The sequence below is a fragment of the Mesorhizobium sp. P2_H9 genome (assembly GCF_056403215.1).
On record NZ_JBFUFX010000017.1, the window covers coordinates 132,819 to 145,458 of the forward strand.

Sequence of the window (12,640 nt, forward strand, 5' to 3'; positions counted from 1 at the left end):
AAGCCCGGCGCTCAGGGACTAAGCTTCGCCCCTGCCCCACCACCGCTGTTCCCCTCGCCAGGAGTCACATCCTGATCGGTGTTGTCTTCCACCACAGGATCGGGACCCTTCAACATGGCGCCGTTGACCGCCACCGAACCGTCGTGCTTGGCGTTGATGACCCATTCCAGCCGGCCGTCCGGGAGCGTCTTGGCAAATCCCTTGATGGCCAGCGCGCCGGTGAAAGCTTGCGAAGCCTGAGGGTCGGTCCTCGCCGCCTCCTGCAGGCTTGCCACGATCTTGTCATAGCCGGTGACGTCGATGGTCACGTTGGCATCGGGCTTCTCGCCATCGGGAAACGTCATGTCGCCCTCCAGCGCGATTTCAGCACCGCCGCTCTTGACCGTGCTGTGGCCGATGAAAATCTTGGGACCATTGGCCAGGAAGCCAGCCTTCAGCCCCTCGCCAAAATCGTCCGACAGCGGCGGATTCTTGTTGAGATCGAAGGCTTCGATTGCCTTCTTCGCCATGGTGTCGAGATCGATGTTGGCGCCGCCGAAATTGAGATCGAAATCGGTGGGCAGCAGCGCCACGCTCCAGGCCGGAACAAGATGTTGCGGTATCGAGAGCCCCGACGCTTTGATCCCGTAATTGATCGTCCCGCTGCGGGCGACGCCGTCCATGCCGAAAGCAACACCCACATTGGCCGCGCCGAAACTGCCGACCGGGCTGCCGACGCTGAAATCCTTGAAACTGTAAGCGCCATCGATCCGCCCCCATAGCGGCAGCGCGGCCAAGAGGTGCGACTTGAGTTCGGCTTGGTTGGCCTTCAGATTCGCCTCGTCCTGATTGGCCACGGCGAAGGCCAACAGGTCCAGAAGAGGCTTCGTCCGCAGCCCCTTGCCTTTAGCGTCCACCGACAATTCGGGCGACTTGATCGCCAGCGGGATTTTCTGCCCGCTGTTAGGGTTATCGATCGCGATCGATTCGGCAAAGTCGGCGATTGTCTGAACCATGTTGAAATCGACACCGCCATTTGCGCCCTTGATAGCGCTTATTGTGGCAGTTCCAGCACCAGAACTCATATCCGTGCGCTGCCTGGCATCCTGCGACGTCATCGTCATGCCTTCCAGCGACGACGTCGCGCTGCTGAAAGCCGCCAGTTCGGGATCGTAGATGCCGACGAACTTGCCGCCCTTGATCGACACCTTCATGCTTTGCGGACCCTGAGGCCCGTTGAACTCCATCGTCCCTTCTGGTGCCAGATTGCCTGAGACATCCCACGCGCCATCGCTGCGTGGCTTGGTCAAGAGCGCATAGGGCGTGAGATCAAGCTTCAAGCCATCCTGTTTGCCCAGGAGATCCACGAGCGGCTTGAAATCGAATGCGAGCTTGTAGGCATCGCCGTCGACCGAAATCTTCAGAAACCCTATGTCGAACGGCGTCTTGCCGAAATAGCGCGCCAGATTGTCGGTAAGCTGCTTCGCGCCCTGGCTATCAACCGTCTGGCCAAGCGCCGGTGCGCTGCAGGCAAGAAGCAAAACAAATGGCAAAACGCGCTTCATATCGATCCTCCACTCTATTGCGGCCGTCAAAACCGTTCTTGCCACTGGTAGGGAAATACCATCACGGCTGCAAGACAACACCCATGATTGCTGGCGGGCTGTCCTACAGCACCAGCCGCATCAGCGGCCGGCCGGTTTTGCGCTCGACCAGCCGCTCGAAGCCGGCCTTTTCGAACACCCGCGACGAGCCGACGAACAGGCCAATCGATCGCGAATCGCGCGACAGGTCGATCGGGCAGGCCTCGACCTGCCGCGCACCGTTCTCGCGGGCAAAGGCGATGCCGCCTTCGACCAGTCGGTGCGAGATGCCTCGCCCCCTCGCCTTGGCGCGGATGAAGAAGCAGGAGATCGCCCAGACGCCGGGATCCATGGCATCGGCCGGGTCGACCGGCGCCGACCCCCTGCCCTGATTGTTCCATTCGGGCACGTCGGCACGCGGGCCGATCTGCATCCAGCCGACCGCCTTGTCGTCCTCGAAGGCCAGCAGGCCGGGTGGCGGCCCGGCCTCGATCCGCGCCTTGATATGATCCTTGTTGCGCTCGCGGCTGCTCTCGCGACGCACGGCCGGCGCCAGCCGGAAATGCGTGCACCAGCAGCCGTAACAGGCGCCCTGCTTGCCGAAAAGGTCTTCGAAATCCGCCCACAGCGCGGGCGCCAGCGGCTTTATGGTCGTGCTCATGCGTTCTCCCCAGGCCAAGCTTGTCGCTGCCCTCGGACTGACGTACCATTGCATTTGTTCTCTTTATGTTCGCAGCGATGGCGGCCCCTGTCAACAATCCCGAGCACGGTTTTTGCCGCGACTGCCTGACCTTTCAGCGCAGCGAGGCACGCCGTTGCGAGCGCTGCGGCAGCCCGAGGCTGGCCCGCCACTCCGAACTCTACCGTCTGCATCTCGCCCATATCGACTGTGACGCGTTCTATGCGGCCGTCGAAAAGCGCGACAATCCGGCGCTGAAGGACCGGCCGCTGATTATCGGCGGCGGCAAGCGCGGTGTCGTCTCCACCGCATGCTACATCGCCCGCATCCACGGCGTGCGCTCGGCGATGCCGATGTTCAAGGCGCTCGAAGCCTGTCCGGAAGCGGTCGTTCTCCCGCCGGACATGGAAAAATACGTCCGCGTCGGCCGCGAGGTGCGCGCGTTGATGCAGGCGCTGACGCCGCTGGTCGAGCCGCTCTCCATCGATGAGGCCTTTCTCGACCTTGCCGGCACCGAGCGGCTGCATGGCATGCCGCCTGCCGTGGTGCTGGCGCGGTTCGCGCTGACTGTCGAAAAGGAGATCGGCATCACCGTTTCGGCGGGCCTTTCCTACTGCAAGTTCCTCGCCAAGGTGGCGTCCGACTTCCGCAAGCCGCGCGGTTTTTCGGTGATCGGCGAGGCCGAGGCGCCCGGCTTTCTGGCTGAGCAGCCGGTGACGATGATCTGGGGTGTGGGAAAGGCCTTCGGCGCAAACCTGGAACGCGACGGCATCCGCAGCATCGGCCAGTTGCAACGCATGGAGCGCGGCGACCTGATGCGCCGCTATGGCGTCATGGGCGACCGGCTTTACCACCTGTCGCGCGGCGAGGACGACCGCCGCGTCCATCCCGACCAGGACGCCAAGAGCGTATCGGCGGAAACCACCTTCGACACCGACATTGCAACCATGGACGAACTGGTCCCGGTGCTGAGAGCGCTGTCGGAGAAGGTCTCGGGACGGCTGAAGAAGTCAGGTATTGCGGGGCGCACCGTGGTGCTGAAGCTGAAGACGCAGGATTTCAAGCTCCGCACCCGCAACCGACAGCTCGGCGACCCGACCCGGCTGGCCGACCGCATTTTCCAGACCGGGCTCGAACTGCTGCGCAAGGAAGCGGACGGGACGAAATACCGGCTGCTCGGCATCGGCGTCAGCGACCTCTCGGACGACGACAAGGCCGACCCGCCCGACCTCGTCGACATCCAGTCGCGCAAGCGCGCCATGGCCGAAGGCGCCATCGACACGCTGCGCGACAAGTTCGGCAAGAAGGCGGTGGAAACCGGCTATACCTTCGGCAAGGGCCGCAACGCCCACCCGCCCGAGCCGATTGAGGATTGAGGCATCGAGATCAAGTTCGCTTCAGATCGATCCGGCTCGTCACCACGCTCTTGCCGGTCTTCGGATCGACGTCGGTAACCGTCAGCCGCATGCCGTCGCCGCTGGTTTTCTCGACCGTCAGCCGCGCCTTGAGATCGCCGTTGACGACCTGGGCCCAACGAATGCCGAGATTGATCGCATTGCCCGATCGGCTGCCGGCGAGCTGCGCCGGCCCGGTGCGCGATCCGACATAGACGCCGCTGTATTTCGCACCTGTGACCTTCAAGTTGGCGCTGATGGCCCGCGTTACCACAACGAGACCGCGGCAATTGCCATCCAGCGAGAGCGAGGTTGAGGTCGCATTCGACTTGAAGCTGCAGGATACACCGACATTCGGCACATCGGTGGTTACCTGGACCGTGCCTTTGCCAGCGAAATTCCCCTGCAATGAGCTCAGAAAATCGGCCTCGTCGGCATGGGCTGCGCCGCTTGCGGCCATCAGGCACCCGGCAAGCAGAAATCGTGCGAATGATTTCATCTTAAACTCTCCCCGTTGGTGTTGAAAAACCGCACTTCCAACAATTTTGGCAAATACCGGGAATCAACGCCTGCCGCAGCGGCAGGTTCCGCTGCCGACATGACTGTTTTGCAACGCGGCTGTGGCCCAGTCGAATGCGGCGGCTAGCGGTTGCGATAAAGGTCCCGACTTGCGAGATAGCGCACATGGCACCTGCTCCCTCGATCCCCAAGGCCGCATTCTGGATGGCGCTGTCGATCGCATCGTTCCTGGCGATGTCGGTCGCCGGCCGTGCCACGACAGCCGAACTCAATGTCTTCCAGGTGCTGGAGCTGCGCTCGGTGATCGGCTTTTTCATCCTGCTGCCGCTGGTGATGATGAGCGGCGGCTTTGCCGCGATGCGCACGCAGCGCCCCGTCGCCCATATTGCCCGCAACGTCATCCACTACACCGGCCAGGCGGCGTGGCTTTACGCATTGACGCTGATCCCGCTCGCCGTGCTGATCTCGATCGAATTCACGACACCGATCTGGACGGCGCTGCTGGCGGTCGGCTTTCTCGGCGAACGGCTGTCGCGGCCTAGGCTGGCGGCGATCGCGCTGGGTCTGATCGGCGTGGTGATCATCGTGCGCCCCGGCGTCGGCGCCGTCGATCCGGGACATCTGATCGTGCTCGGTGCCGCGGTCTGCTTCGGCATCTCGGTGGTCATGGTCAAATCGCTGACGCGCACCGACAGCGTCGTGCGCATCATCTTCTGGATGCTGATCATCCAGTCGGTGGTCGGCTTGATCCCGGCGCTCTACGAATGGCGCAACCCGCCGCTGGAACTCTGGCCGTGGATCGTGCTGATCGCCTTCAGCGGCATGTCCTCGCATTTCTGCATGGCCCGCGCGCTCGCTTATGCCGACGCGACGGTCATCTCGCCGATGGATTTTCTGCGCGTGCCGTTATCGGCTCTGATCGGCTGGCTGCTCTATAGCGAGCAGATCGACGCCTTCACCGCCGGCGGCGCGCTGCTCATCCTGATGGGCAATCTGCTCAACCTGCAGCGCAAGGCACCGCAAGCAGCCGAGATCGCGGCATCCTAGACCAGCTCGACTTCCACCACGCCCTGCACCGCGCGCATGGCGGATGCAATTTGTGGCGAGACGCGATACCCGCCCGGCAAAGCGATCTCGACCTCGCCCTGCGCCTCTCCCTTGATCAGGATAATACTGACCTGGCTGTCGCCACGCTGTTTGAGCTGCGATTGAATGATTGAAGTTGGGCCCTCGTCTCTCACAAAGACCCGCAGCGCCTTCTGGATGCGGCTGGCCTCGTCCTCCAGCGACTGCACCGAGTTGATGCGCAGATTGACGCCTTCAGGCCGGTCCTCGGCCGAAACGGTGATCACCACCGAGCGGCCGGGCTCGAGCAGGTCGCGATACTGCGCCAGCCCTTCGGAAAACAGCACGGCCTCATACTGGCCGGACGTGTCGGAAAAAGCGATAACGCCCATCTTGTTGCCGGTGCGCGTCTTGCGCTCCTGCTTGGTGGTCACGGTCCCGGCCAGCCGCCCGGCGGCGGCGCCGCGCTTGACTGCGGCCGAGAACTCGCCCCAGTTCTGCACCCGCATCTTTTGTAGCGCCGCCTTGTACTCGTCGAGCGGATGCGCCGAAAGATAGAAGCCGACCACCTGGAATTCCCGGTGCAGACGGTCGGCGGCGAGCCACGGCTCTGTCACCGGAAGGTTGAGCGCCTGCGACTGGGCGCCCAGCGAAGCGCCAAAAATGTCCGCCTGGCCGGAGACGGCGTTCTGCTGCGCCAGCGAAGCCAGCCCCATCATCCGCTCGACCCCCGCCATCATCGCCGCGCGGTCGTGGCCGAAGCAGTCGAGCGCGCCGGCGGTGATCAGGCTTTCGAAGACGCGCTTGCCGACAATCTTGGGATCGACCCTTTCGCAGAAATCGGCGAGGTTCTTGAACGGTTTTTCGCCACGCATGGCGACGATATGCTCGACCGCCGCATCGCCGACACCCTTGAGAGCGGCAAGCGAATAGAAGATGCGGTTCTCGCCGACCTCGAAATTCCGGAACGACGTCATAACCGACGGCGCCGAGACCACAATGCCGAGACGCAGTGCATCCTGGCGGAAATCGGCGAGCTTGTCGGTGTTGCCCATGTCGAGCGTCATCGACGCCGCCAGGAATTCGACGGGGTAATGCGCCTTCAGATAGGCGGTCTGGTAGGAAACAACCGCATAGGCGGCGGCATGCGACTTGTTGAAACCGTAGTCGGCGAACTTGGCCAGCAGGTCGAAAATGAAGTCGGCTTGCGGCTTGCCGACGCCGCGCTCGACCGCGCCCGAGACAAAACGCTCGCGCTGTTTGTCCATCTCGGCGCGGATCTTCTTGCCCATGGCGCGGCGCAAAAGGTCGGCTTCGCCCAGCGAATAGCCGGACAGCTCCTGCGCGATCTGCATGACCTGTTCCTGGTAGACGATGACGCCTTGCGTCTCCTTCACCAGATGGTCGATCTTGGGGTGGATCGAGGCCATCTCCTCTTCGCCATGCTTTCTGGCGTTGTAGGTCGGGATGTTCTCCATCGGGCCGGGCCGGTAGAGCGCGACCAGCGCGATAATGTCTTCGATGCAGTCGGGTCGCATGCCGATCAGCGCCTTGCGCATGCCGGCACTTTCCACCTGGAACACGCCGACCACTTCGCCGCGCGACAGCATCGCGTAGGTATCGGGATCGTCGAGCGGGATCGTCGCCAGATCGATCTCGATGCCGCGGCGGCGGATCAGCTTGACCGCGGTCTCCAGCACCGTCAGCGTCTTCAGGCCAAGGAAGTCGAATTTTACCAGCCCGGCCTGCTCGACATATTTCATGTTGAACTGGGTGACCGGCATGTCCGAGCGCGGATCGCGGTACATCGGCACCAGTTCGGACAAAGGCCGATCGCCGATGACGATGCCGGCGGCGTGCGTCGAGGCGTGGCGGTAGAGGCCTTCCAGCTTCTGCGCCATGTCGAGCAAGGTCTGGACGATCGGCTCGCGCTCGGCCTCTTCGGCAAAGCGCGGCTCGTTGGCGATGGCGTCGGCGAGCTTGACCGGATTGGCCGGGTTCTGCGGCACCATCTTCGACAGCTTGTCGACCTGGCCATAGGGCATCTGCAGGACGCGGCCGACGTCGCGCAGCACGGCGCGGGCCTGCAGCGTACCGAAAGTGATGATCTGTCCGACCTGGTCGCGGCCGTATTTCTGCTGGACGTAGCGGATGACCTCCTCGCGCCGGTCCTGGCAGAAGTCGATGTCGAAATCGGGCATCGAGACGCGGTCGGGATTGAGAAAGCGCTCGAACAGCAGCGAGAAGCGCAGCGGGTCGATGTCGGTGATCGTCGTCGAATAGGCGACCAGCGATCCCGCGCCCGAACCGCGGCCCGGTCCGACCGGAATGCCCTGCGCCTTGGCCCATTTGATGAAGTCGGCGACGATCAGGAAGTAGCCGGGAAACTTCATCTTCTCGATGATGCCGAGCTCGAAATCCAGCCGCTCGCGATATTGCTCGACCGTGTAGCCGACGGTGGGTCCATGCGCTGCCAACCGGGCGTCGAGCCCTTCATGCGCCTGCCGGCGCAGTTCGTCGGCTTCTGCCTTCAGCGCCAATTCATTGTCGGCAACATCGCCACCGGTGAATCGCGGCAGGATCGGGTTGCGGTTCTTGGGATAGTAGGAACAGCGCAGCGCGATCTCGACCGTGTTGTCGATCGCCTCCGGCAGATCGGCGAACAGCCGCGCCATATCGGCCTGGCTGCGCAGGAAATTGTCTGATGTCAGCCGGCGGCGGTTGTCGGCGGCGACCACCGAGCCTTCGGCAATGGCGATCAGTGCGTCATGCGCGTCATAGTCGTCGCGCGCGAAGAAAAACGCCTCGTTGGTGGCGACCAGCGGCAGATCGTGACTGTAGGCGAGATCGACCGAGGATTTCTCGATCGCCCGATCATAACCGGAAACCCGATCGAGCTCGACATAGAGCCGGTCGCCGAACAGCGCCTTGAGAGCCAGGAGCCGCGCCTCGGCCAGATCGCGGCGGTCTTCCTTCAGCGCCCGGCCGATCGGGCCGCGCGGCCCGCCGGTGAGGCAGATCAGACCGCCGGAATGGCCTTGCAGCATCTCGGTGGTCAGATGCACGGGTTCGCCCGGCGGCGTCTCGAGATAGACCCGGCTGACCTGCTTGACCAGATTGGAGTAACCGGCCTCGGTGGCGGCGAGCAGCACCACCGGGCTCATCTCGGGCCCATGCCGGCGGCGGTCGCGCTGGGCGTCGCTGGTTTCGCCGGAAAAGACCAGATCGATCTGGCAGCCGATGATCGGCTGGATGCCGTCCTTCACCGCCTTTTGGGCAAATTCGAGCGCGCCGAACAGATTGTTGGTGTCGGTGACGGCGATCGCCGGGCACTCGTCCTGCACGGCGTGGCCGACGATCTTGCTGAGCTGCAAAGCGCCTTCGAGCAGCGAATAGGCCGAATGCACGCGCAGATGGATGAAAGGCCGCGCCGGCGCCTCAGGCCTTGCCGCCCTGGCAATGGCCTCGCGCATCAGCGGATCGCGTGTCGTCTTCTCGTCTGCCACTCGACTTGGCTCTCAATTCTGCCGGCGAATCTGGTTGTCGCCTTAATCTAGGCTCCCGCGCCACCGCCCGCCAGCATTCCCCGCCCCGATATCTGCCGATCCCCGACAAACTGGACGTTGGCGCGAATGGCTGGCGGCACCTGAGAACAGTCCGTGTGAAGCGCTTCATGGTTGAGGGGCACCGCTATCGACACACTACCAATGTGGACGAAATCATCTTTTTGACAGGAGATTTTCATGGCCAACCGTTTTGTCGTCGATCTCTCGGGTCTCAAGCTCTCCAAGGGTATGGATGAGAAGCTGGCGAAAACCATCCAGCACGCGGTGCTGGCGACGCTCGCCGACACGCACACGCAGCCGGAACTCGTCTTGCGCTTTCCCCGGGAATGGCTCGGACTGGTCGCGCATATCGACCAGCACCAGCTTCCCGTGCTCGACAAAGAGATCAACGGAATGCTGCGCTGACACCGATGGTACTTGCCTCAGATATCAAAAAGGCCTCGGCGGGTTCGAAAATCGCCGAGGACGGCGAAAAGTCCTGTCCGAGCGCCCGCGCCGAACCGGGGGCGCTGCTGATTGGCGTTGTCGGGGCGGACGGCATTGTCCAGCCGATCCCGACGCGTCTGGAGATCGATGCCGAGTTCGTCGATCTGGCGAGTAAGGCCGGCGTGCCGGAAGCGCGCTTCCGCTTTGCCGGCCGTTGCGTCGAAGGCAAGTGCAAACAGTGGACCGGCAATTCCTGCGGCGTCATCGAAAAGGTGCTGACCGGCATGGCCGACCAGATGATCGCACCAGCCGAACACCTGCCGCGCTGCGCCATCCGCGGGTCCTGCCGCTGGTACAGCCAGCGCGGCGCCGACGCTTGCCGCGCCTGCGTCTACGTCGTCACCGATCAGAGCATGCTGGCGGCAGACGCCTGACGGCCGTCTGCCATCGAAAGATCAGGCGAACTCCATGATCACCGCATCGACGGCAAGGCTGTCGCCCGGCTTGGCGTTGAGTTTCGACACGGTCAGGTCGCGATCGGCGCGCAGCACGTTTTCCATCTTCATCGCCTCGACCACGGCCAAAGTCTCGCCCACCTTGACCTCCTGCCCCTCGGCTACGGCAATCGACACGACGAGGCCCGGCATCGGGCAGAGCAGCATTTTTGACGTATCCGGCGGCACTTTTTCCGGCATCAGTCTTTCGAGCTCGGCGATGCGCGGCAGCATGGCGCGCGCCGTCACCGACATACCTTTCCAGGCGATGCGCAGCCCGTTCGGCAGCGGCCTGATCTGCGCCGCGATCTTGGAGGAGCCGACCGTGCCGCGCCAGATGAGGTCGCCCGGCCGCCAGTCCGACGCTACCGTCAGCGCCTTGCCGCCATCGATCGATAGGTCGATTTCCATCGGGATCGAGATCATGCCTTCGAGGATGGCGGCCGAAAGATAGTCCTTGCCGATCTTCACAACCCAGTCGCGTTTCAGCGCGCCGGAATGCGGCGCCAGCCGCCCGCTCAGCCGGTCGAGCCGGTCGCGGCGCAGCAGTTCGACCGCAGTGGCGATCGATGCGAGCACCGCTTTTTCTTCGTCGTCGGGAACGATCGGTGCAAACCCGTCGGGATATTCCTCAGCAATGAAGCCGGTCGATATCAGGCCTTCCCGCCAGCGCGGATGCTGCATCAGCGCGGCCAGGAACGGGATGTTGTGCTCGATGCCGTCGACGACGAAACTGTCCAGCGCTTCCGACATGGCGTCAATAGCCGCCAGCCGCGTCGGCGCCCAGGTGCAGAGCTTTGCCACCATCGGGTCATAGAACATCGAAATCTCGGAGCCTTCGGTAACGCCGGTATCATTGCGGATGATGACGTCGCCGAACTGTCCTTCCTCCGGCGGCCGGTAGCGCGTCAGCCGGCCGATCGACGGCAGAAAGTTGCGGTAGGGATCTTCGGCGTAAAGCCGGCTTTCCACCGCCCAGCCGTTCAGTTTGACGTCGCTCTGCTTGATATCAAGCTTTTCGCCGGCGGCGACGCGGATCATCTGCTCGACGAGATCGATGCCGGTGACAAGCTCCGTCACCGGGTGCTCGACCTGCAATCGCGTATTCATTTCAAGGAAATAGAAGTTCTTGTCGCTGTCGACGATGAACTCGACGGTGCCGGCGCTCTGGTAGTCGACCGCCTTGGCCAGCGCCACCGATTGCTCACCCATGGCCTTGCGGGTCTTGGCGTCGAGGAAAGGCGACGGCGCCTCCTCGGCGACCTTCTGGTTGCGGCGCTGGATCGAGCATTCGCGTTCGCCGAGATAGAGCGTGCTGCCATGCGCATCGGCCAGCACCTGGATTTCGATGTGGCGCGGATCTACGACGAATTTTTCGATGAAGACGCGATCGTCGCCGAACGAGCTTTTGGCTTCCGAGCGCGCCCGGTCAAAACCGTCGCGCACCTCCGACTGGCTCCAGGCGATGCGCATGCCCTTGCCGCCGCCGCCAGCCGAGGCCTTGATCATCACGGGATAGCCGATCTCGCCGGCGATCTTTTCGGCGTGATCGGCATTCTCGATGACGCCGAGCCAACCGGGCACGGTGGAAACCTTGGCGGCATTGGCGAATTTCTTCGATTCGATCTTGTCGCCCATCGCTTTGATCGCCTTGGGCTTCGGGCCGATGAAGATTATGCCCTCCGCCTCCAGCGCCTCGCAGAAGGATGCACGCTCGGAGAGAAAGCCGTAGCCGGGATGCACGGCCTGCGCGCCCGTCTGCTTGCAGGCGGCGATGATCTTTTCCGGCAAGAGATAGCTCTGCCCGGCCGGCGACGGTCCGATATGCACCGCCTCGTCGGCCATCTCGACATGCACGGCGTCGCGATCGGCGTCGGAATAGACGGCAACCGTGGCAATGCCCATCTTGCGCGCCGTCTTGATGACACGGCAAGCGATCTCGCCGCGGTTGGCGATCAGGATTTTGGTGAACATGCTGATGTCGTTCCCTCCGGCCATTCCTTTTATGGCCTGTGCTTGTGCGGTCAAGCCGACCATGCAATTCACCGCCTTTCAATCGATTTGCGATTCCAATTCGCCGCTGTGGCCCAGTCTTGCCACCAGCTTCCAGTTGATCGCATCGAGAAAACCTGAAAGCTTGAGCAAAAAACCGCCTTGGGAGGAATTGTCTGATGAAAACCCGCGCCGCTGTCGCTGTCGCTGCTGGAAAGCCGCTGGAGATCATGGAGGTCGACCTCGATGGTCCGCGTGACGGCGAGGTGCTGGTCGAGATCAAGGCGACCGGCATCTGCCACACCGACGAGTTCACTCTGTCGGGCGCCGATCCGGAGGGTCTCTTTCCAGCCATCCTCGGCCATGAAGGCGCCGGCATCGTCGTCGATGTCGGCAAGGGGGTCACGTCGGTCAAGAAAGGCGACCATGTCATCCCGCTCTATACGCCGGAATGCCGGCAGTGCCCGTCCTGCCTGTCCAGAAAAACCAATCTGTGCACGGCCATCCGCGCCACGCAGGGGCAAGGCCTGATGCCGGACGGCTCGTCGCGCTTCTCGATCGGCAAGGACAAGATCTTTCACTATATGGGCTGCTCGACCTTCTCCAACTTCACCGTGCTGCCCGAGATCGCGCTGGCCAAGGTCAACCCGGACGCCCCCTTCGACAAGATCTGCTACATCGGCTGCGGCGTCACCACCGGCATCGGCGCCGTCATCAACACCGCCAAGGTCGAGCAAGGCGCGACATCAGTCGTCTTCGGCCTCGGCGGCATCGGCCTCAACGTCATCCAGGGTCTGCGCCTTGCCGGCGCCGACATGATCATCGGCGTTGACCTCAACAACGACAAGAAAGCCTGGGGCGAAAAGTTCGGCATGACGCATTTCGTCAACCCGAAGGAGATCGACGGCGATGTCGTGCCGCACCTCGTCCACATGACCAAGCG

At 63.0% G+C, this 12,640-nt stretch carries 10 protein-coding genes; 5 read left to right on the forward strand and 5 right to left on the reverse strand.

The genetic code is table 11. The annotated features are described in order from the left end of the window. Window positions 1-11: 11 nt before the first annotated feature. Entirely contained in the window at window positions 12-1,544 is a 1,533-nt protein-coding gene (locus AC1DXN_RS27340; protein ID WP_477277289.1) for a hypothetical protein, read from the reverse strand. A gap of 103 nt (window positions 1,545-1,647) precedes the next feature. Further along, entirely contained in the window at window positions 1,648-2,223 is a 576-nt protein-coding gene (locus tag AC1DXN_RS27345; RefSeq protein WP_477277287.1) for an N-acetyltransferase family protein, read from the reverse strand. A gap of 65 nt (window positions 2,224-2,288) precedes the next feature. On the opposite strand from AC1DXN_RS27345, the gene AC1DXN_RS27350 reads away from it, so the two are divergent. After that, window positions 2,289-3,617: a DNA polymerase IV gene (locus AC1DXN_RS27350; RefSeq protein WP_477277285.1), complete on the forward strand. Its 1,329-nt coding sequence runs from the start codon at window positions 2,289-2,291 to the stop codon at window positions 3,615-3,617. Between the two features lie 10 nt (window positions 3,618-3,627). Here AC1DXN_RS27350 and AC1DXN_RS27355 read toward each other — a convergent pair whose 3' ends face one another. After that, on the reverse strand, window positions 3,628-4,134 hold the full coding sequence (locus AC1DXN_RS27355) for a hypothetical protein (RefSeq protein ID WP_477247330.1): 507 nt from the start codon (window positions 4,132-4,134) through the stop codon (window positions 3,628-3,630). Window positions 4,135-4,319: 185 nt separating this feature from the next. Here AC1DXN_RS27355 and AC1DXN_RS27360 point away from each other — a divergent pair, with 185 nt between their 5' ends. Further along, entirely contained in the window at window positions 4,320-5,201 is an 882-nt protein-coding gene (locus tag AC1DXN_RS27360) for a DMT family transporter (protein WP_477277283.1), read from the forward strand. Here AC1DXN_RS27360 and dnaE read toward each other — a convergent pair. Then, complete coding sequence (gene dnaE / locus AC1DXN_RS27365) at window positions 5,198-8,692, reverse strand: DNA polymerase III subunit alpha (protein WP_477277468.1); 3,495 nt, start codon at window positions 8,690-8,692, stop codon at window positions 5,198-5,200. The two genes, AC1DXN_RS27360 and dnaE, sit on opposite strands and share 4 nt — an antisense overlap. Window positions 8,693-8,962: 270 nt before the next feature. On the opposite strand from dnaE, the gene AC1DXN_RS27370 reads away from it, so the two are divergent. After that, window positions 8,963-9,190, forward strand: coding sequence for a hypothetical protein (locus AC1DXN_RS27370; RefSeq protein ID WP_477277281.1), 228 nt, complete (start codon window positions 8,963-8,965; stop codon window positions 9,188-9,190). Window positions 9,191-9,195: 5 nt separating this feature from the next. Continuing rightward, a complete protein-coding gene (locus tag AC1DXN_RS27375) occupies window positions 9,196-9,645 on the forward strand; it encodes a hypothetical protein (protein WP_477277279.1) in 450 nt (149 codons plus the stop codon). Between the two features lie 21 nt (window positions 9,646-9,666). Here AC1DXN_RS27375 and AC1DXN_RS27380 read toward each other — a convergent pair whose 3' ends face one another. Next, complete coding sequence (locus AC1DXN_RS27380) at window positions 9,667-11,679, reverse strand: acetyl-CoA carboxylase biotin carboxylase subunit (RefSeq protein WP_477277277.1); 2,013 nt, start codon at window positions 11,677-11,679, stop codon at window positions 9,667-9,669. 197 nt (window positions 11,680-11,876) lie between these two features. Between AC1DXN_RS27380 and AC1DXN_RS27385 the strand changes: the two genes are divergently transcribed. Continuing rightward, the coding region (locus tag AC1DXN_RS27385; protein ID WP_477421738.1) for an alcohol dehydrogenase catalytic domain-containing protein at window positions 11,877-12,640 on the forward strand (764 nt) is incomplete at its 3' end.

Coding starts and splice junctions, on each gene's coding strand:
- AC1DXN_RS27340 (WP_477277289.1), bottom strand. CDS start 1,544: ATGAAGCGCGTTTTGCCATTTGTTTTGCTTCTTGCCTGCAGCGCACCG.
- AC1DXN_RS27345 (WP_477277287.1), bottom strand. CDS start 2,223: ATGAGCACGACCATAAAGCCGCTGGCGCCCGCGCTGTGGGCGGATTTC.
- AC1DXN_RS27350 (WP_477277285.1), top strand. CDS start 2,289: ATGTTCGCAGCGATGGCGGCCCCTGTCAACAATCCCGAGCACGGTTTT.
- AC1DXN_RS27355 (WP_477247330.1), bottom strand. CDS start 4,134: ATGAAATCATTCGCACGATTTCTGCTTGCCGGGTGCCTGATGGCCGCA.
- AC1DXN_RS27360 (WP_477277283.1), top strand. CDS start 4,320: ATGGCACCTGCTCCCTCGATCCCCAAGGCCGCATTCTGGATGGCGCTG.
- dnaE (WP_477277468.1), bottom strand. CDS start 8,692: ATGCGCGAGGCCATTGCCAGGGCGGCAAGGCCTGAGGCGCCGGCGCGG.
- AC1DXN_RS27370 (WP_477277281.1), top strand. CDS start 8,963: ATGGCCAACCGTTTTGTCGTCGATCTCTCGGGTCTCAAGCTCTCCAAG.
- AC1DXN_RS27375 (WP_477277279.1), top strand. CDS start 9,196: ATGGTACTTGCCTCAGATATCAAAAAGGCCTCGGCGGGTTCGAAAATC.
- AC1DXN_RS27380 (WP_477277277.1), bottom strand. CDS start 11,679: ATGTTCACCAAAATCCTGATCGCCAACCGCGGCGAGATCGCTTGCCGT.